General features: G+C 71.0%; 21 protein-coding genes and 1 pseudogene. 4 read left to right on the top strand and 18 right to left on the bottom strand.

Going from position 1 to position 18,083, the window contains the following annotated elements; genetic code table 11:
- The first annotated feature begins 99 nt into the window (after positions 1-99).
- The gene (locus HA073_RS21080; protein WP_199744082.1) at positions 100-576 is read left to right on the top strand and encodes a hypothetical protein; all 477 of its coding nucleotides are present in this window, start codon (positions 100-102) and stop codon (positions 574-576) included.
- Here the strand turns inward: HA073_RS21080 and HA073_RS21075 are convergent.
- The 6 genes from HA073_RS21075 to HA073_RS21050 all read right to left on the bottom strand — a co-directional run bounded on the left by HA073_RS21075 (position 530) and on the right by HA073_RS21050 (position 4,342).
- Positions 530-1,477 carry a hypothetical protein gene (locus HA073_RS21075; RefSeq protein WP_043325384.1) on the bottom strand — a complete coding sequence of 316 codons (948 nt, stop codon included), beginning with the start codon at positions 1,475-1,477 and terminating at the stop codon, positions 530-532. The genes HA073_RS21080 and HA073_RS21075 overlap by 47 nt on opposite strands.
- Positions 1,478-1,618: 141 nt before the next feature.
- Positions 1,619-1,951, bottom strand: coding sequence for a PadR family transcriptional regulator (locus HA073_RS21070; protein WP_043330437.1), 333 nt, complete (start codon positions 1,949-1,951; stop codon positions 1,619-1,621).
- Positions 1,952-2,158: 207 nt separating this feature from the next.
- Positions 2,159-2,395 (bottom strand): hypothetical protein, encoded by a 237-nt coding sequence (locus tag HA073_RS21065; protein ID WP_124778790.1) that lies wholly within the window; start codon positions 2,393-2,395, stop codon positions 2,159-2,161.
- An 886-nt stretch (positions 2,396-3,281) separates the two neighbouring features.
- Positions 3,282-3,581: a sigma factor-like helix-turn-helix DNA-binding protein gene (locus HA073_RS21060; RefSeq protein ID WP_158629854.1), complete on the bottom strand. Its 300-nt coding sequence runs from the start codon at positions 3,579-3,581 to the stop codon at positions 3,282-3,284.
- Positions 3,582-3,595: 14 nt separating this feature from the next.
- Complete coding sequence (locus HA073_RS21055; RefSeq protein WP_158629855.1) at positions 3,596-3,796, bottom strand: sigma factor; 201 nt, start codon at positions 3,794-3,796, stop codon at positions 3,596-3,598.
- A 48-nt stretch (positions 3,797-3,844) separates the two neighbouring features.
- The gene (locus HA073_RS21050) at positions 3,845-4,342 is read right to left on the bottom strand and encodes a DUF6326 family protein (protein ID WP_166457112.1); all 498 of its coding nucleotides are present in this window, start codon (positions 4,340-4,342) and stop codon (positions 3,845-3,847) included.
- A 232-nt stretch (positions 4,343-4,574) separates the two neighbouring features.
- On the opposite strand from HA073_RS21050, the gene HA073_RS21045 reads away from it, so the two are divergent.
- Together HA073_RS21045 and HA073_RS21040 are read left to right on the top strand one after the other, a co-directional pair.
- Complete coding sequence (locus tag HA073_RS21045) at positions 4,575-5,663, top strand: histidine kinase (protein ID WP_309228049.1); 1,089 nt, start codon at positions 4,575-4,577, stop codon at positions 5,661-5,663.
- Positions 5,660-6,316, top strand: a complete 657-nt coding sequence (locus HA073_RS21040; RefSeq protein WP_043325390.1) for a response regulator transcription factor — start codon at positions 5,660-5,662, stop codon at positions 6,314-6,316. The genes HA073_RS21045 and HA073_RS21040 overlap by 4 nt, the downstream gene beginning before the upstream one ends.
- 56 nt (positions 6,317-6,372) lie before the next feature.
- On the opposite strand, the pseudogene HA073_RS21035 reads toward HA073_RS21040, so the two are convergent.
- Positions 6,373-7,056: pseudogene (locus tag HA073_RS21035) on the bottom strand (multiprotein-bridging factor 1 family protein); the annotation flags it as partial.
- 387 nt (positions 7,057-7,443) lie between these two features.
- Entirely contained in the window at positions 7,444-8,343 is a 900-nt protein-coding gene (locus HA073_RS21030; RefSeq protein WP_240925884.1) for a hydroxymethylglutaryl-CoA lyase, read from the bottom strand.
- A 78-nt stretch (positions 8,344-8,421) separates the two neighbouring features.
- Here HA073_RS21030 and HA073_RS21025 point away from each other — a divergent pair, with 78 nt between their 5' ends.
- Positions 8,422-9,078 (top strand): GntR family transcriptional regulator, encoded by a 657-nt coding sequence (locus tag HA073_RS21025; RefSeq protein ID WP_043325395.1) that lies wholly within the window; start codon positions 8,422-8,424, stop codon positions 9,076-9,078.
- 80 nt (positions 9,079-9,158) lie between these two features.
- Here the strand turns inward: HA073_RS21025 and HA073_RS21020 are convergent, their stop codons facing one another.
- The 10 genes from HA073_RS21020 to HA073_RS20975 form a co-directional block, all read right to left on the bottom strand.
- Positions 9,159-10,118, bottom strand: coding sequence for an ABC transporter ATP-binding protein (locus HA073_RS21020; RefSeq protein WP_043325397.1), 960 nt, complete (start codon positions 10,116-10,118; stop codon positions 9,159-9,161).
- Complete coding sequence (locus tag HA073_RS21015; RefSeq protein WP_104114752.1) at positions 10,115-11,146, bottom strand: ABC transporter ATP-binding protein; 1,032 nt, start codon at positions 11,144-11,146, stop codon at positions 10,115-10,117. Before HA073_RS21015 ends, HA073_RS21020 begins: the two co-directional genes overlap by 4 nt.
- A complete protein-coding gene (locus HA073_RS21010; RefSeq protein ID WP_073827217.1) occupies positions 11,143-12,009 on the bottom strand; it encodes an ABC transporter permease in 867 nt (288 codons plus the stop codon). Before HA073_RS21010 ends, HA073_RS21015 begins: the two co-directional genes overlap by 4 nt.
- Positions 12,002-13,015, bottom strand: coding sequence for an ABC transporter permease (locus HA073_RS21005; protein ID WP_166457110.1), 1,014 nt, complete (start codon positions 13,013-13,015; stop codon positions 12,002-12,004). Before HA073_RS21005 ends, HA073_RS21010 begins: the two co-directional genes overlap by 8 nt.
- The gene (locus HA073_RS21000; protein WP_043330441.1) at positions 13,015-13,650 is read right to left on the bottom strand and encodes an isochorismatase family protein; all 636 of its coding nucleotides are present in this window, start codon (positions 13,648-13,650) and stop codon (positions 13,015-13,017) included. The genes HA073_RS21005 and HA073_RS21000 overlap by 1 nt, the downstream gene beginning before the upstream one ends.
- Positions 13,651-13,661: 11 nt before the next feature.
- Entirely contained in the window at positions 13,662-14,873 is a 1,212-nt protein-coding gene (locus tag HA073_RS20995; protein ID WP_043330443.1) for a CaiB/BaiF CoA-transferase family protein, read from the bottom strand.
- A 155-nt stretch (positions 14,874-15,028) separates the two neighbouring features.
- Positions 15,029-16,450, bottom strand: a complete 1,422-nt coding sequence (locus HA073_RS20990; RefSeq protein WP_043325401.1) for an FAD-dependent oxidoreductase — start codon at positions 16,448-16,450, stop codon at positions 15,029-15,031.
- Positions 16,447-17,253, bottom strand: a complete 807-nt coding sequence (locus HA073_RS20985) for an alpha/beta fold hydrolase (RefSeq protein ID WP_051611133.1) — start codon at positions 17,251-17,253, stop codon at positions 16,447-16,449. Before HA073_RS20985 ends, HA073_RS20990 begins: the two co-directional genes overlap by 4 nt.
- A 1-nt stretch (position 17,254) precedes the next feature.
- Complete coding sequence (locus HA073_RS30355; protein WP_309228048.1) at positions 17,255-17,776, bottom strand: BMC domain-containing protein; 522 nt, start codon at positions 17,774-17,776, stop codon at positions 17,255-17,257.
- A 1-nt stretch (position 17,777) separates the two neighbouring features.
- A complete protein-coding gene (locus HA073_RS20975; protein WP_043325403.1) occupies positions 17,778-18,065 on the bottom strand; it encodes a EutN/CcmL family microcompartment protein in 288 nt (95 codons plus the stop codon).
- Between the last annotated feature and the right edge of the window lie 18 nt (positions 18,066-18,083).

The following is an 18,083-nucleotide window of genomic DNA, read 5'->3' as shown; positions in this document are numbered from 1 at the left end:
CAGCCGGATAGCGAACGAGACGGCCGCCGAGGCCGTGAGCCGTCACCCACGTCGGCTGCGCGCGATGTCGAGCTGCCGATGTCGGCTCCGGACCGGGTCGTGCCCGAGCCGGAGCGCGCGGCGGCGGAGGGGCACGTCGGCACGATGGTCTACGGACGGTCCGGCGACCTGTTGCTGGACGACCCGGTGTACGAGGACTTCTTCGCCGCGGCCGAGGGGCTGGGACAGCCGGTCTCCGACTACATCCGGACGAACATCTGGATCACGACGTCGGGGATGCTGAACCCGGCGCTCCTGCAGCACGCGCTGACCGTGACCGGGTCGACCGTCGGATCTTCTCCACCGACTACCCCTTCCAGCACCCTGGCCGCGACGAGATCGACACGTTCCTCTCCCACTTCGCTCCCGACGCCCGGGACCAGGTCACCGAGGGCAACGCGCATGGGTCTGGACTGCCGGGCCTTCTGGTGGGGCGGACCGGGCGAGGGCGAGCATCACGGCAGTGCCTGGCGGGTGGCCGCGGCTTCGCTCAGCCGGCCAGCCCTCGCCGGCGCCTGTGGCCAGGCACTGCGGTGATCAGCAGCCCGCCGACGACGGCAGCCGCGCCGAGGTAGGCCAGCGGCCGGAAGAGCATGAACGTATACCCGATCCAGGCCGGTCCTGCTGGCTGGTGCGGGGCAAAGTAGCTGGCGACCAGCGCCAGGGCGCTCAGCGCAGTAGCGGGGAGAAGGGCGAGCAGTCCTGCGCCGGCTACGACTACCGTGAGGGCCCGCCGCGTTGGAGTGGCTTCCTTGATCCGCCGGAACGCCCAGGCCGCCATCAACCAACCGGCGGCAGCGCCGGCGAGTAGCCCAGCCGTGGTCAGTGGGAGCACGGCGACGGGCGTCGTACGGCTGACGGCTACTTGCAACCCATAGTGGGATTCGTCGAGGGCGCCCTCAGAGAAAACCTCCACCAGCCACCCATCCCGATAGACCGCTGACTCCGGGCAGCAACCGGACAGATCCGTTTTGGCTGGCCGCCAACCGGCCGCCCGCATGCGTTGCTCTGCCCCGTCAACCAACTGGCGCACCGGCCTGTCGTTGGGGTAGGTGAACTGGAAGAAGACCTTCCCCGCCCGGTACTCGTCGGTTCCGCCTATCAGGTACACCCATCGCGGATCGGTGTAGTCGGGGTTGTCGTCGTAGATGAAGTCCCACCGTTGCGGCACAGCCGACATCCCCGGCGGTAACGCCGGCTCAACCATTCGCAGCGCGTCGGAGTTGCTCGGCAAGGGTTGCGCGGTCTGCCAACCCAGATAGCCGCCGAGCGCGCCGAGCGCCACGGCCGTGACTGTGGCAGCGCAGATCACGCCGACTATTCCGGCTGCACCCCACACCCGGAATCGGAATCGGAGACCACCGGTGAGCAGGTCGACGACCTCGGCGCGGGTCGGCCAGGTCCTGTCGACTGGAGCGGCGTCCAGCAGTGTCGTCACGATCTCGGCGCCGCGTCGGCGTCGGTAGGACCGCGGGTACGTCAGCAGCAACCGTCGGTAGCGGCAGGTGAGCCTCGCCCGAGCGCCTGGTTCTGGCATCTGCACTCCTTGCCGATACGTGAGCACTGCTGATCAGAGGGATCAGGACGGAAGGAGACCGGGCCGCGATGTCCACCCGGCGAGACGGTTGACGGCGATCTCTGCATTGCTGCGTAGCCGGGCAGTCTCCTGCCGCAGTGCGGCACCGCCCTGTTCGGTCAGCCGGTAGTAGCGCCGCGCCCGACCATCGACCGTCTCCTCGCGGTCGATGGCGATCAGCCCTTCGGCGGTCAAGCGGTCCAACGCCGCGTACAGCGTGCCGGCGCTCAGCTTCACGCGTCCCTTGGACAGGATCGCCACCTGGCGCATCACGCCGTATCCGTGCAACGGCGGACCGGCCAACGCGGCGAGGGTCAGGAAGGTGGGTTCCCGCATGGTCACGCCAGCAATATACAGATGATCGATACAACCGAACAGATCCAGCCGGCCACAGCAACCGACCCCAGCGAGCACGGTAGACGACAAACAACGATCGGCCGCGCCGATGCCGCGTGGCACGTCAGGCAGTGCTAGCCGTCACCGAAGGCGATGGCCAGCACTGCCCGGGCGATACCGACGACGGAGTGTCGACGCGGTGTCAGGTCAGTTGACGCCGACGTTCAGGTAGAAGTGGCCGAGCTTGAGCGACAGAGAGGCGCCTCCGAAGTTGTGAATGAGCAGGGCCAGAAGTATGACGATCAAGATGCAGACGACGATCCAGATCAGGGTCCACACGAACCTTGGGATCCCGTAGCGACCGACGCGGGCCATCAGGCTCGCCCCCTCGGCGTCGGCGCTGCAGCAGGCGCCGCCACGCATGGCCTTGTCGGCTGTTGACAACTGCGTCCGACGCTAGCGGACGTCTCCATACACCCTCCTTCATCGAGGTGTCCGCGAAACTTCCCAACCGAGGCGCGCGTCAAACTGGGACGGACCCGCTGACCATCGACCGTCGAGGAATGGTCGGCGCACGAATCACTACGCCTCTCGCACGTACCCCGAGGAGTTGTGCCGCCCGGCCGCAGCGCTGGTGCTCGATTCCGGTCGCGCGATCCGCGACGTGGGCGAGGTCTCCCGCCGGAGGCCGGGGCCGGCGGGCCGGCGGGCCAGGTGACGCGCTTGAGCAGCTGCTCGCGGCTCTTGTCGTCCCCGGAGATGAAGGCCGTCGTCGCCTGAATCTCGTTGCTGAAAGCACGGTAGGTCCAGACGGACGGGAGCACGTGCTGGTCGGACTGCTCGACTTGGAGCAGCTGCCCATCCTTGACCACCAGCCGGTTCGGGTTGACGAGCGGAGCGACGCCCTGGTGCACGACAGCTATCCACGCCTGGCCTTCAGAGTTGCAGGCCCCGGGCGGGCCAGCCGTCGGTCTCGTGGCCTGGGGACCCCACCCCGCCACGAGGTAGACGATGCGCGGCTCGGCGGTGCAGGGGTCAAAGGTCGGACCTCGCTCGTGCGCCAGCCCTCCGGGACGGCGACCGACAGGCCACCCAGGCTCACCGTGGCCCCGGCGGCCTCGGACCCCCTTCGGGGGCGCACCTAGCTGGGGCAGGGCCACGACGGCCGCGGCCGCGACGGCGACGGCGACGGACCCAGCGGATCCCCAGGCACGGCGGCGGCGCTGCACGCTACGCCGTCCGAGGCGGACCAGCCGGGTGGCGGGATCAGTCTCGGCCGGCGTCACGGAGGCGGCCGCGCGGTCGAGCAGCTCGCTGACGTGGGTGGTATTCACGGCGTCTCCTTGGCAGATTCGACGAACAGGCCGCTGGCGCGCAACGCCGCCAGGGCACGGGACGTGCGGCTCTTGACCGTTCCCACCGCAACGCCGAGGGTCTGCGCCACCTCGGCCTCGGAGGCGTCGGCCCAGAACCGCAGCACCAGCACCACCCGCTGGTCGGCAGGCAACCGGCGCAGACTGGCGAGCACCTGCACGCTGAGATCCGACTGATCCGCGAACCCACCACGGGACGCGTCCGGCAGCTCCCCGGTCGGCGCCTCGTCGCGCCAGCGCCGGCGCCTGGCCCGCATCGTGGCCCGGACCATCACTGCCGGACGTACGCCTCCGGCCGCCCCTCCGGCACGCCCAACCGGTGCCACGACCGGTAGGCCGCGATCAGACCCTCCTGGGCGAGGTCCTCGCCCAGCCGGCCGTCACCGGTCAGCAGCGCGCCGAAGCGGACGATCTCGCGGTACCGGCTGGCGACGAAGTCCTCGTAGCCGGCGGGTTCCGCTCTGCGAAGCAAGCCCATACCTCATTAAGGGACCTGGACCTGCCCGTTGGTTCCCCCTGCCTAACCGGCGGTGACGGCAGAATTCCCCGCCACGTCGGCGAGGTCGCGGCCGGCGGTGGCTCGAATGGCCCGGGGCCAGGTCCATGCGGCGCGCAGGATGAAGGCCAGGAGCAGCAGTTCGAGCCCGATGGAGAAGCCGTAGAAGTAGAGGTAGGCCCAGGACTCGCCGTCCGCGTTGTACGCCGTGACGGGGATGTAGAGCGTTGCCACGACGAGGTTGGTGGCGCGGTTGACACGGGCGGGGAGCGTCGTGGAGAGCAGGATCATGAGGATCGGGACGGCCATGAGTGTGAGCGCGAGGGCGACGAAGGTCGGGCCCGTGTCGAACTCGTGCACGGCGCCGGCCAGGGTGTCGTCGATGAAGCCGGGCTTGTACAGGGCGAGGTAGTCGACGTAGATGTAGAGGAACATGAAGCTGGCCCAGGCCGCGGCGAGCTTCGCCTGGACCGGGAGGTGCGCTTCCTGGAGCGCACCGGCCCGTCTGTCGGTTCTGGTCATCACGTCTCCTGTCTGCTGGCGTCAGCCGGGTCGGCTCACTCGATGTCTCCACACTGACCAGCGTCGGCGGGCGTCACATCCGCTTGCGGGCTCGGGCTGTCCTGGCCCCGGGCGCGGGAAACTCGCCGTACTTTCGGCTGATCCGCCCGAGGGGCGGCCCCCTTACGTTCTCGGAAAAGGGGGAAGCATGCTTGCTGGGATCTGGGCTGAGCCCCGCCCCACAGGTGCGCCGGTGCGTCTGTGGCGGGACTGGGCGCTGTCCTCGGCTCTTGTCGTGATCTCGGTCGTCGAGATGCTGCTGCGCGACGACAGGGCATGGGCGCCGCTGCTGGTCGGTGTCAGCGTCGTGGTCGCGGCGTGCCTGCTGTATCGACGCACGCGACCGCTGGCCGCGGTAAGCGTTGCCTTCGGAGCCGTTCTCCTCTTCGACATCGCGAGGATCGCGGTCATCGACGCCACCGGTCTGCTGGGCATCGCAGGGCTGCTCGTGTTGCCCTACGCCCTGCTGCGCTGGGGAGCAGGTCGTGAGGCTGCCCTCGGACTCGGCATCATCCTCATCTGGCTACCCGTCACCCTCGTCGCGGAGTCGACCTCGCCCGCGGAGAAGGTCGCCGGTTACGGCTTCTTCCTGTGCTCTGCCGCGCTCGGAGCGGCAGTGCGCTACCGCACCAGAAGCCACGAGCGCGACGTCGAGCAGGTCCGGCTCCACCAGCGCAACGAACTCGCCCGCGAGCTGCACGACACGGTCGGCCATCACGTCTCGGCCATCGCCGTCCAGGCACAGGCAGGTCGCGCGCTGGCCGCCGCAGATCCGGAGCGCGCGCTGGCCACCCTGGTCACCATCGAGGAAGAGGCGTCCCGGACGCTCAGGGAGATGCGAGCCCTCGTGGGCGTGCTGCGCGACGGTACGGACGCCGATCTCACCCCTCGGCGAGGAGTGGCGGACATCGAGCGACTCGCTCGTCCCGGCGGCGAGGTGCTGGGCGTCCGCGTGCAGGTCTCCGGTGACGCCGAGGCCGTTGAGCCGGCGGTCGGCACCGCCCTCTACCTGATCGCCGCCGAGGCGGTCACCAACGCGACCCGCCACGCCCGCGGCGCCACCGGAGTCACCGTCGACGTCACCGCATCCCGCGACCAGGTGCACCTGCGGGTACGCGATGACGGCGAGGCGACCACGACCAGCTCTTCGCACGCCGGCTACGGGCTGCGCGGCATGGCCGAGCGGGCGAGCCTGCTCGGCGGCACCCTCCGGGCGGGACCTGCCGCGGACGGCGGCTGGAGCGTCGACGCCTCGCTGCCTCGGACAGCGCGCACGTCATGACCATCCGCGTGCTGGTCGCTGACGACCAGGACATCGTCAGGGCAGGGCTCTGCATGATCCTGAACGCCCAACCGGGCATCGCCGTCGTCGGCGACGCCGCCGACGGCCGCCGGGCGATCTCCATGGCCCGTTCGCTGCGTCCCGATGTGTGCCTGCTGGACATCCGCATGCCCGAGGTCGACGGGATCGAAGCCACCCGCCGGCTCGCCGGGGCCGACGTCGCCGATCCTCTGGCCGTCGTCGTCATCACCACCTTCGACCTCGACGAGTACGTCTACGGCGCGCTCAAGGCAGGCGCCCGCGGCTTCCTCCTCAAGGACGCCGGCGCCGAGATGCTCACCCAGGCCGTCCATGCCGCGGCCCGGGGCGACGCCCTGATCGCACCGAACATCACCGCGAGGCTCCTGTCCTCCTTCGCGAACAGCCGCCCGCGCTCGGTGCCACCTGAGCCTGTCGAGCCGCTGACCGCTCGCGAGGAACAGGTCCTGCTTGCTGCCGCTCGCGGGCGGACCAACAGCGAGATCGGCGATGAGCTGTCCATCAGCCTCAGCACCGTCAAGACCCACATCGCCGCCCTGATGCGCAAGCTCAACGCCCGCAACCGCGTCGAGATCGTGATGTGGGCCTACGAGACACGCCGCGTCGGCACCTGACCGACGCCCGCAGGCCCGGGTCGCGGAACCAACGCCGACCGCTTCGGTGTGAGCTGTCGGCACCAGTTCGACGGCACCACTCGCCCGGATGCCACGGCCTGCGCCCCGAGCGCAACCGCTTCGTCCGGCTGACCGGCGGCGACGAGAGCAAGTCCGAGGTCGAGGCCGCGCTCCCCCGTCACCGCGCGGATCCAGATCGGCCAGTACCGCCCGCGCCACCTGCGGCAAGTTCGCCGCCAATCAAGGTCACGAGCAGCTCGCAGCTGGGCAGCCGCAGCATTTCGCTGCCGCAGGTCGATGTGAACCGTGGCCCGCAGCACCGCCAACCAACCGCCGGCAACCAACAGCCGACGCTGTTGAGCAACTGTTACCCGTCAGTGCAGCAACCGCACCACATAGGAGAGGTGTCGTCGCACCAACGGCAACAGATCCGCCGGGGCCATCGTCGGATAGGAGCTGGCGAGGTCGTCGACGCCCTGCTCGATCCGTTCGAGCAGGGCGTTGCTGACATCAGTGGCGGCGACTCTCGCCCGCAACTCGCCTGCCTCGACCGCATGGTCGATCGGCGCATCGACCAGCCGAGCGAGCACTCCCCCGGCGTCAGGGATCCGGTCCAGGTGGCGGGCTGTGTCGACCGTCGGAGCTTCGAGCCCTGCCTCCAACTTGTGGATATGGCTCTTGCTCCGGTGAGCGAGTTGCCCGAGAGACCGAAGCGACAGGCCACGCCGCTCCCGGCTCAAGGGGCCTGGCGAATCAGCCGGCCGCCACCCCGTCGACGGTACCTAGACTCTTCACACGTGGATCTCCCATGCTCCTCACTTCTCGGTGAAGTGGCCTTGGACCTACCCCGGTCGACCTCGGGACTCGTCACCGGTTCACCCCACTGACGCAGTGTGACGCGCGGGGCGGGGCGTGGGGTTCGGCCCGGCTGACTTTCCGCCCCGGCGCCGTGGGCAGCCGGGGTGGTCGCTTCATCCGTAATCGCATCGACGGCGACAGGTGCGGGCGGCACCTGCGCCGGGATGAAGACCTCGTCCACCTGGTCGAACTTCCAGCGGAACAGCGCTCGCCCGGCGACCGCGTCGAGTAGTGAAGGGCGGGCCGGCCCACAGCCGGTCCCGATGACCTCAGGCCGGCTCGTCCGGGAACCAGCCGGCCCGGCCGAGGGCACCCGGCAGGCTGGCCTTGCCGAGCCGGTCACCGATCCAGGCCGCCGTCTCGATCACCGCACGCGGGTCGAGGCCGGTCTGGTGGCCGGAGCGGTGCAGGGCGTAGACCAGGTCCTCCGTGGCGACGTTGCCGGTGGCCGCCGGGGCGAAGGGGCAGCCACCGATGCCGCCGACGCTCGCGTCGAGCACGCTCACGCCGGCCTCGACAGCAGCCAGAGCGTTGGCGATTGCGGTGTTGCGGGTGTCATGCAGGTGCAGGCGCAGCGGTACGCCCGGCGCGGCCGCGCCGGCTGCGGCCACCAGGTGCCGCACCTGGGCGGGCACTCCCACACCGATGGTGTCGGCCAGAGCGATCTCGTCCGGCTCGCCCTCGGCGAGCCGGGCGACGAGCTCACCGACCGTCGACGGGGCGACGTCGCCCTCGAAAGGGCAGCCGAACGCCGCAGCGACGGTGACGCTGGCCCGACGGCCTGCGGCGTGGGCGGCTGCGGCAATGTCGGACCAGGCCTGGACCATGGTGTCGACCGAGGCGCCCTGGTTTCGCTGGCTGAACGTCTCGGTGGCGACCACGACGCAGTTCACCTCGTCCACCCCGGCGGCGAGGGCACGGTCGAGCCCGCGTCGGTTGAGCACCAGACCGATGTACGATACGTCGCTGCGGCGCGGCACCTCGGCCATGACGGCTTCCGCGTCGGCCATCTGGGGCACCCGGTCGGCGCGGACGAACGACACCGCCTCGACCCGCCGCGCTCCGGCCTCGACGCAGCGCCGGATCAGCTCGATCTTGCTCGCTGTCGGGAGGACCTCGGACTCGTTCTGCAACCCGTCCCGGGGGGACACTTCCACCACGCGCACCATCATCTGTATACAATCTCAGAGCGGCAGGCGGTCGGCAAGGTACCGGTCGCGACATCGCTTCAGACCACGGAGGCACGGGTGACCAATGCCGGGCAGGACGCCTACGAGGCGTTGCGGAGCGCGATCCTGAACGGATCCATCCGCCCGGGGGAGCGGCTGGGCGAGGTGGAGTTGTCCTCGCAGTTCGGGGTGAGCCGGACCCCGATCCGGGAGGCCCTGCGCCGGCTCACCGCCGAGGGCCTGGTCGTCTTCCAGCCCAACCGGGGGGCCCGGGTGGCCGAGTGGTCGCTCAGCGATCTGGAGGACACCTACGAGATCCGGGCCCGGCTGGAGAGCTACGGCGCGGCCCTGGCCGCCCAGCGCATCGACGCCGACTGCCTGCCGAGGCTGAGCCTGCTCTGCGACGAGATGGATCAGCGGGCGCAGCGGATGACCCCGCAGGATCTGGACGACATCGCCGACCTCAACGCCGAACTGCACGGTCTGGTCATCGGCGCTGCCGACAGCCCTCGACTGACCTCCCTGCTCTCGGCGGTGGTGGAGGTCCCCCTCGTGGTTCGGGCGTTCCGCCTCTACACCCCGGAAGCGCTGGCCCGCAGCATGGCCCACCACCGTGACCTGGTGGCAGCCCTCCGCGCCCGCGACGCCGAATGGGCGTCGAGCACGATGCGCGCGCACGTGCTGGCCGCCCGGCGAGTGCTGCTGGACGCCATGTCCGACAACCCGGATCTCTGAGCGCTCGGGGCGCGCCGTTCCGGCCGCGGTCCAGCCTCAGGGCCCGGTGGCCCGGAGGCTGGACGGGCCTCCGGGCCCGGTCAGCTCCCGGGTGCGCCCGGCTTGATGCAGGCCACCGCGCGGTCGGCGTCGAAGGGGGTCAGGCGCACCTCGTTTTGTACACACCGGTCCTCGCCGACCGGGCACCGACCGTAGAGGACGCAGCCGCTCACCTTCTCCGTCGGGCTCACCGGGTCGCCGACCAGGCGGGCCGGCGGCAGCTCCTGGTCGGGGTCGACGGGCAGCGCTGCGGCCAGCAGAGCGCGCGTGTAGGGGTGCTGCGGGTCGGCGAACACCCGCTCCGACGGGCCGGTCTCCACCACCCGTCCCCGGTACATGACCGCGATCCGGTCACTGACGTAGCGAACGGTGTGGATGTCATGGGAGATGAACAGATACCCCATGCCGAGTTCGGTCTGCAGGTCGGCCAGGAGTTGCAGGATCTGGGCGCGGACCGACAGGTCGAGCGAGGAGGTGGGTTCGTCGAGGACGATCAGGGAGGGCTCGGTGACGATGGCCCGCGCGATGCCGACCCGTTGCTGCTGTCCCCCGCTGAGTTCACCGGGAAATCGGCGGGCCATCTCGGGTGCCAGCCCCACCTGGTCGATGACCCTGGCGACCCGGCTCCGGCGGTCGGCCGCCGGGGTCTTCGGCTGGTGGATGGCGAGTGGCTCGCCGACGATGTCGGCCACCCGCATACGCGGGTTCAGCGACTCGAACGGTTCCTGAAAGATGATCTGCGCCTTGGCGCGCAGCTGGCGCAGTCCGGCTGCGGGCAGCGCGAGCATGTCGGTGCCCTGGAAGTGCACCGAGCCCCGGGTCGGCTCGATCAGGCGTAGGGCCAGCCGGCCCAACGTCGACTTGCCCGACCCGCTCTCGCCGATGACGGCCAGTGTCTCGCCGGCGTTCACGGTCAGCGACACGTCGTCGAGGGCGTAGACCGTGGTGGTCCCGCCGACGGAGAACTCCTTGCTGACGTTGGTCAGCTCCAGCAGGCTCACCGAGCGGCCTCCCTCTCCTGCGACAGGTGACACCAGTACGTCCGGCCCGACGCAGAGGTCGTCGGCTCCGGGAACACCTGCCCGCAGGGCTCGAAGGCGTGCGGGCAGCGGGCCTGGAAGGGGCAGCCGGCCGGATAGTCGACGAGATCCGGCAGCCTCCCGGTGAGGTGCACCAACGGATGGCCCGGCCGGGGAACGGCCCGGACCAGCGCCTGCGTGTACGGGTGCTGCGGGCTGGTGAGCACGTCACGGACCGAGCCGTGCTCGATCACCTTGCCGGCATACATCACGACCACCCGGTCGCAGTACTGGGCCACCACGCCGAGGTCGTGGGTGACCAGCAGCATCGAACGGCCGTGCTGCTGGACCAGGCCCCGGATGAGGTCGAGGATCTGCCGTTGCACGGTCAGGTCGAGGCCCGTGGTCGGCTCGTCGGCGATGACGAAGGCCGGGTTGAGCAGCATGGCCATGGCGATGACGACGCGCTGGGCCATCCCGCCGCTGAGCTGGTGGGCGTAACCGTCGAGGACCCGGTCCGGGCCCGCGATGCCGACGTCGGCCAGCGCGTCGCGGGCCCGGTCCCGGGCGATGGCGTCGGAGCGGATGCCGTGCGCAGCGAGGATGTTGGCGAACTGCCGGTGGATGCGCATCACCGGATTCAGCGCGCTGAACGGGTTCTGCGCGATGAAGCCGATCTCGGCGCCGCGCAGCCGGCGCAGTTCGGCCGCACGCAGACCGAGCAGGTCGACCCCGTTGAATCGGGCGGTGCCCTCGACCACCCGCCCCGGGGGACGGACCAGGCCGAGAATCGACCGGATCGTCACCGACTTGCCGCATCCGCTTTCGCCGACCACACCGACGATCTCGGCCCGGTCGACGTGGAAGTCGACGCCGTTGACCGCGTGTACCAGCCCGTCGGGGGTGTCGAAGCGTGTGGTGAGGCCGCTGACCTCCAGCAGGCGGGGCTCCCGGTCCGCGCCCTGGCCGGTGTTGGTGGGGCGGCTCAGCGCCTGGCGGGGGGCGCTCATCGCTGCCTCGCCCGTCCGAAGGAGTCCTGCAGCTCGTCGCTGATGGCGTTGAAACAGAGCACGGTCAGGAAGATGGCGAGTCCGGGGAAGACCGATACCCACCACTGGCCGGTCGTCATGTTCTGCGCTCCTGTCTGGATCATCGCTCCCCAGCTGGCGTCGGCGGCGTTGATGCCGATGCCGAGGAAGGACAGCGAGGCGATCACCACGATCGAGTGGGCCACCGCCAGCGACGCCTGGGCCAGGATGATGCCGGTCATGTTCGGCAGCACGTGACGGAACATGACCCGCGGCCCGGTCGCGCCGATGGCGTGGGCGGCCTCGACGTAGCGGCTCTCCCGGATGGTCAGCCCTTCGCTGCGGACCAGACGGACGAACCGGGGGACGTTGATGATGGCGATGGCCACCACGACGTTCTCGATGTTGTTGCCCATCAGGGCGACCAGTGCGATGGCCAGGACCAGCAGGGGGAAGGCCTGGAAGACGTCCAGCGCGCGGACCACGCGCTCTCCCCACGGCCCTCGGTGCAGGGCGGCCAGCCCGAGCAGTACGCCGACCACCAGCGAGATCAGCATGCCGGCGAGGGCCAGCGGGATGTCCACTCCGGCCGAGGCCACCAGGCGGCTGAAGACGTCGATGCCGAACTTGTCGGTGCCCATCCAGTGCTCGCCGTCGGGTGCGGCGAGGGTGTCGGGCAGCGGCTCGGCCGGGTCGTAGGGCAGCGGCGCGAGGTAGGCCGCCGCCAGCATGCCGGCGAGGATGCCGCTGGGCACCCACAGGCGCAGGCGGCGACGACCACGGCGGGGCTTGCGGCCCTTCGGCGCGGTGACCGTGGTGGGATCGGCGGCCAAGGTTTCAGTCATAGCGCACCCTCGGATCGAGCACCGCGACCAGGATGTCCAGTGCGGTGAAGGCCAACAGGGTTCCCAGGCCGGCGGCGAGGATGAAGCCCTGCACGGCCGGCATGTCGAGCTGGAGGATGGAGTCGATCGCCCACTCCCCGAAGCCACCCCACGAGAAGATCGTCTCGATGATCGCCGCACCGCCGAGCAGAGCGGCCAGCAGGATGCCGCCGTAGGTGAGGATCGGGGTGCGGGCCTGACGGAAGGCGTAGGCCAGCACGGTCCGCTCGGGCAGACCGCAGGCCCGGGCGAATTCGACCTGCTTGGACTCCAGGGCGAGCACCAGCGAGGCGTAGGTGCTGCGGGCGAAGTACGCCGAGTAGTAGATGCCCAGGGTCAGCACCGGCAGCATCGAGTGCGCCACCGCCGAACGGAACACCGTCATGTCACCGGCGATCAGCGAGTCGACCAGCAGTGCCCCGGTCACCGCCGGCGGCGGCTCGTCCATCAGACCGAGCCGGCCGACCGGGGCGGGAGCCCACCCGGCGAGATAGAAGCAGAGGTAGATCAACAGGAGGGCGAGGAAGAAGTCGGGGATCGACTGGAAGGTGGTGACCACAAATCGGGAGCCCCGGTCGGCCAGCCTGCCCTTGTGGTAGGCGCCCAGGGTGCCCAGGCCCACACCGAGCACCGCGGCCACGATGAGCGAGAGGATCACCAACTCCAGGGTGGCCGGGGCGAAGCGCAGGATCTCCGACAGGATCGGCCGGTCGGTGTAGTACGACGATCCGAGGTCGCCGCGGACCAGGCCGCCGAGGTAGTCGACGAACCGCTCCCACAGTGGCCGGTCCAGACCGAGACGTCGCTCGATCTCGGCCAGTTCCTCCGGGCCGGCGGCCGGCCCGGCGATGACCCCGACCGGGTTGCCCGGCAACGCGTTGACCAGGAGGAAGGCCAGCACGACGACCGAGAGCAGCCCCACGGGCAGGAAGAGCACCCGCCGTCGGGCGTAGCCGAGGACCCGCATCACAAACCTCCCGGTCCGAGCAGCGCCGTGGCTTCGTCCAGAGCCAGCACTTCGGCGTACTTGGCGCCGAGGTCGAACAGGGCGGCCTGGTGCGGTCGCGGGTCGCGGTCCAGGCATGCCTCGGCGACGACGAGGGGGACGAAGCCGTGCTGCAGGGCGTCCACCGCACTGGCCCGGACACAGCCGCTGGTCGACGCGCCGCCGATGACGAGGGCGTCCACCCCCAGGACACGCAGGGTGCTGGCCAGGCTGGTGCCGAAGAAGGCGCTGGCGTACTGCTTGGTCACCACCGTCTCGCCGGGCGCCGGGGCCAGGCTCGGCGGGGCGTCGGCGAACGCGCTGCCGTGTTCGAAGACCCGCAGGGCGGGCACCTTGCGGGCGAAGAGGCCACCGTCTGCCCCGCCCGGGCTCAGTTCCACCCGGGTGTGGATCACCGGCACGCCGTGGCGGCGCGCGGTGTCGAGCAGTGCGGCGCAGGCCCGCAGGGCCGGTGGGTCGGTGTCGCCGGCGTAGAGCGGTGAGGCCGGGTCGAGGTAGGCCCGGACGAGGTCGACCAGGAGCAGAGCTCGACGTGATCCGCGACCCAGGTCCCCGCCGAAGCCGGCCCTGCGGTAGTCGCCCTGGAGGTCATCCACCGTGTCCACCCCTAGATGACGCCGCTGGTTCGCAGCGCGTCGATCTCGGCGGACTCCAACCCGACGATGTCGGTGAGCACCTCGTCGGTGTGTTCCCCGAGCCGCGGCCCGGCCCACTTGATCCGCCCCGGGGTCGCCGACAGTCTCGGTACGACGTTCTGCATGGGGAACTCGCCGAACTCGGGGTGGGCGACCCGGACGATGGCTTCCCGGGCGGCGAAGTGCTCGTCCTCCAGCATCTCCGGGGCGCGGTAGACCCGGCCGACCGGGACGTCGTGCTTGACCATCGTGGCCATCAGGTGCTCGGTGTCGTGCTGCGCCGACCAGGTCGCGATGATGGCGTCCAGTTCGACCTGGTGGCGGCCCCGGGCGGAGTGCGTGGCGAAGCGCTCGTCGGTGCCGAGTTCGGCCATGTCCATGGCTGCGGCCAGCCGCCGGAAGACGGTGTCCTGGTTGGCCGCGATGAGCACCAGCCCGTCGTCGCGTGTGGGATAGACGTTGGAGGGGGCGATGTTGGGCAGGATGGCACCGGTGCGTTCGCGCACGTGACCGGCCAGGGCGTACTCCGGCAGCAGCGACTCCATCATCGCCAGCACCGCCTCGTAGATCGCCGAGTCGACCATCTGGCCCCGGCCGGTGCGGTCGCGGACCCGCAGCGCGAGCAGGGCCCCCAGGGCGGCGAAGGTGCCGGCCAGGGAGTCGCCGAGGCTGATGCCGACCCGGCTGGGCGGCGTCTGCGGGTCGCCGACGACGTAGCGCAGGCCACCCATGGCCTCGCCGACGGAGCCGTAGCCGGGGCGGGCGGAGTAGGGACCGTTCTGACCGAAGCCGGAGACCTGGACCATGACCAGCCCGGGATTGGTTTCGGACATCTGCTCGTAGCCCAGGCCCCAGCGCTGCATGGTGCCGGGCCGGAAGTTCTCCACCACCACGTCGCACTGGGCGATCAGCCGCTGGGCCACCGATTGGCCCTCGGGGGTGCGCAGGTCCACGGTGATGGACTTCTTGTTGCGCGCCACGATCGGCCACCACAGCGACTTGCCGTACGGCTTCTCCCGGCCCCACTCGCGCATCGGGTCGCCCTGGCGCGGAGGTTCGCACTTGATGACCTCGGCGCCGAAGTCGGCCAGGAGTTGGCTGCAGAACGGCCCCGCGAGCAGGGAGCCGAACTCGACCACGCGTACGCCGTGCAGCGGTCCCTCATGGTGCAGATCGCTAGACATGAACACCTCTCATAGCAGCCACTCAGTGGTCGTTGTATACAACAGGGAGTCGGGGCTCGCTGTCAACAGCAGTTTGGGCCGATCAGCCGCGCGCCAACGCGCTCACATTCCCACGTTTCTGCATACAGAAGTGGCCCGGGCGACCCCGACGCCTGTCACGCCCGTGCGCCCAGCCGACGGCCGAGCAGCCGCCCGAACGCCAGCGCCGGCGTCACCGCCATCCCCCCGCAGAACGCCGCGCCACTGGTGGCCCCCATGCCGATGGCCTCGCCGACGGCGTGCAGCCCGGGCACTATTGCGCCACCGGGCCGCCGGACCCGCAATTCGGTGTCCACGTCCAGTCCGCCGAAGCTGCACAGCAGCGCGGCCACCGAGCGAAGCGCGTAGTAGGGCGGCCGGACCAGGGGATGCGCGGGAGCCCGGCGGCCCAGCGGGTCCACCCCTTGCCGCACCGCGAGGTTGTAGGACCGCACGGTGTCGACCAGCCCTTGCGCGTCGATGCCCGCCCGGCGGGCCAGGCCAGGAAGGTCGTCGGCGACCCAGGCCACGTCCCCCCGCTGCGCCTCGACCCGGAACCGCTCGTGCCCCCAGGCCGGTACCAGAGGCGGCCCCGCCGCCAGGGCTTCGGAGTCGCAGACGATCCAGAACTCGCCCCCCGGCTGCTCCTGCACGGCCCGCTCGTGTCCGGTGACGTCGTCGAGGTCCTCGGCGACGAACCGTTGCCCGGCCGCGTTGACCCAGATCTCCCGGGGCGGGCGCTCGACCGGTGCGAGGTGCGCCAACTCCGACCAGAAGTCCACCCGCCCCGGCTGGGAGCGGCGTTCGAGCAGGCCGAGCCGGGGCGTGTGCAGATCAGCGAAGCGGACCTCGGCCCCCAGGGGCCTGGCCATCTCGATCGCGGCGCCGGTGGAGGTCGGCACCGCGTTGGTCACCAGCCGAGGGCCGCCCGGGGTCAGCGCGCGGAACAGCTCCGGGTTGGCGCCGTACCCGCCGCAGGCCAGCACCGTGACCCCGGCGCGGACCTCGCGGGGGCCCTCGGGGGTGTCCAGGAGCGCGCCGGTGACCGTGCCTGCGGCGCTGGTCAGCCGGGTGGCCCGCGAGCGCAGCCGCAGGGCGACCCGGCCCGCGGCCACCTGCTTGTCCAGCAGTGGACGCAGCGTCTCTCGGATCGACCGACCGTGCCCGATCCCCCAGTAGGTCCGCGGCCGGGAGTACGGGGAGTGCCCGTGGTAGACCACAGGTGTGCCCGGGGCGAACGGGAAACCATGCTCGTCGAGCCAGTCCACGACGCCGGCCGCCTCGTCGACCGCCAGCCGGATCAGCGCCGGGTCGCCGCGGTGATGACCGATGCGCAGTACGTCGGCGTAGTGCCGGTCCGGGTCGTCGTCGATACCCGCCTGGCGCTGCCGGCGGGTGCCCGCGGCGCTCATGTGCCCGGCCGAGACGCTCAGCGTGCCACCGATGTCGGTGCCCCCGTCGACCAGCTCGACGCGGAGCCCGGCCCGCGCCGCCTCGATCGCGCAGGGCAGGCCGGCGGTGCCGGCCCCGATCACCAGCAGGTCGACCTCGCCGCTCATCGCGCGCTTGCCCGGTCGGATACCAGCCGGCCCGTGGTGACGAAGGACGACAGCACCGCGGCGAACTCCTCGGGCACCCGCCAGGGCAACTGGCCGGTGGTGTCGGTCAGCCGCACGGCGACGGCGTCCGGACGGATTGCCTGCGCCAACGCGTCGCCGTCGGCCAACATGTCCCGGGCGGCGGTCAGCAGCAGCACCGGGCAGGGCAGGGCGCGCAGCGGCTCGGTCGGGTCGTAGGCGAACGCGGCCCGGTACGCCCAGTTGTACCGTTCGAAGACCGAGGCGATGTTGGCCACCGCGAGGTTCACCAACTCCGGAGGCCCCTCCCAGATGTCGAGGTAGCGGGCCCAGAGATCCTGCAGGTGTCGGCCGGCCGGGTCGATCGGCTTGTCCGGCGCCCAGGAGGCGCCGAGGCGCTCCCGCTCGGCCTGGTCCAGCACCAGCCCCGACAGGATGGCGTGAGTGACCCGGTCCGGCCCGGCGAGTTGGGCGACCGCCAGGGCCAGCGAGGCTCCGGTGTGCTGTCCGGCGACGGCGAACTCGGTGATACCGAGGGCGTCGACGGCGTCGAGCAGCAGGCGGGCGTAGCCGGGGATCTCCAGTGGGTCGCGGGGCGGGTCGGACAGCCCGTACCCGGGGGTGTCGAAGGCGAAGGCGCGCAGTGTGCGGCCGAGGGCGGGCAGGGCCGGGGCGAAGACGTTCGATGCCTGCGGCGACTCGTGGAACAGCACCAGGGCAGGCCCGCCGGTGCCGGCGGTGCGGTAGTGGATCTGCCCGCCGGGCGGGCCGACGTATCCGCGCATGTCACTTTCCTCGGGCTCGGGGGGCGGGGGGTTCGGGTGGTGGCTCGTACGGCCCGGCGGCGGGCGGACGCCGTTTCGGGGCGGTCGAGCGCGCGGCGCGCCGGGTGGGGCTCCCGCCGGCCTTTTCGGCCGATCGGCGGGCGGGCACGGCGGGCGGCGCCGCGGCGGGTCCGGGCTCCAACTCGGCCCCGCCTGCGACGGACGGTGGAGCGGTGGCCGGTGGCTTCGGCGCCCCGCCTGTCCGGGGCTCGCGCAGCAGGTCCGTCGGCACGGTCGGTCGACCGATCACGGTCGTCACGACAGTCCCGCCGATCGCAGCCACGGCCTGCCGGGCGCTCTCCACCGCGGACGTGACCGAGGCCATGTCGCCGACGAGGGAGACCGTGACAATTCCATCGCCGATGCGTTGCACGCCGATCAGCCGTACCTCGGCCGCCTTGCCCATCACGTCGACGGCGACGATCGAGGCGGTCAGCCCTTGTGTCTCGACCATGCCGAGCGCACCCGCATCCCACAGATCCACGTCAGTCCTTCACGTAGTTGAGCCACGCCTCGGTCTCCAGCCGGTCGACGATCGCGACGATGCTGGAGTCCACGGGCGCCTGACCGGGTTGCCGCAGCGCCAGCCGCGCGGCGCCACCCGTGGCGACCAGGACGACCTCTCCCCTGCCGGCGCCGACGGTGTCGACGGCGACGTAGGGCTCTCCGGCGGGCGCATCGCCCAGCGGCGCGACGACGAGCAGCTTGGCCCCGGTCAGCGCCTCCGACTTGACGGTGCTGACCACCGAGCCGATCACGCGGGCGACACGCATGCCGACACCACCTCGTTT

The organism is Micromonospora sp. CMU55-4 (assembly GCF_011602315.1).
Taxonomy (GTDB): domain Bacteria; phylum Actinomycetota; class Actinomycetes; order Mycobacteriales; family Micromonosporaceae; genus Micromonospora; species Micromonospora chalcea.
The sequence above is the reverse complement of the archived record's forward strand: the minus strand, read 5'-3'. Positions and strand labels throughout refer to the sequence as shown.

What these genes read in the sequence shown, in the direction of transcription:
- HA073_RS21060 (WP_158629854.1), bottom strand. Translation starts at nt 3,581, where the DNA reads ATGCGGGCCAGGCGCCGGCGCTGGCGCGACGAGGCGCCGACCGGGGAG.
- HA073_RS21015 (WP_104114752.1), bottom strand. Translation starts at nt 11,146, where the DNA reads ATGAGCGCCCCCCGCCAGGCGCTGAGCCGCCCCACCAACACCGGCCAG.
- HA073_RS21070 (WP_043330437.1), bottom strand. Translation starts at nt 1,951, where the DNA reads ATGCGGGAACCCACCTTCCTGACCCTCGCCGCGTTGGCCGGTCCGCCG.
- HA073_RS20975 (WP_043325403.1), bottom strand. Translation starts at nt 18,065, where the DNA reads ATGCGTGTCGCCCGCGTGATCGGCTCGGTGGTCAGCACCGTCAAGTCG.
- HA073_RS21005 (WP_166457110.1), bottom strand. Translation starts at nt 13,015, where the DNA reads ATGCGGGTCCTCGGCTACGCCCGACGGCGGGTGCTCTTCCTGCCCGTG.
- HA073_RS21040 (WP_043325390.1), top strand. Translation starts at nt 5,660, where the DNA reads ATGACCATCCGCGTGCTGGTCGCTGACGACCAGGACATCGTCAGGGCA.
- HA073_RS20985 (WP_051611133.1), bottom strand. Translation starts at nt 17,253, where the DNA reads ATGCGCGGATACGTCGGCCCGCCCGGCGGGCAGATCCACTACCGCACC.
- HA073_RS21050 (WP_166457112.1), bottom strand. Translation starts at nt 4,342, where the DNA reads ATGACCAGAACCGACAGACGGGCCGGTGCGCTCCAGGAAGCGCACCTC.
- HA073_RS20995 (WP_043330443.1), bottom strand. Translation starts at nt 14,873, where the DNA reads ATGTCTAGCGATCTGCACCATGAGGGACCGCTGCACGGCGTACGCGTG.
- HA073_RS20990 (WP_043325401.1), bottom strand. Translation starts at nt 16,450, where the DNA reads ATGAGCGGCGAGGTCGACCTGCTGGTGATCGGGGCCGGCACCGCCGGC.
- HA073_RS21030 (WP_240925884.1), bottom strand. Translation starts at nt 8,343, where the DNA reads ATGGTGCGCGTGGTGGAAGTGTCCCCCCGGGACGGGTTGCAGAACGAG.
- HA073_RS21010 (WP_073827217.1), bottom strand. Translation starts at nt 12,009, where the DNA reads ATGACTGAAACCTTGGCCGCCGATCCCACCACGGTCACCGCGCCGAAG.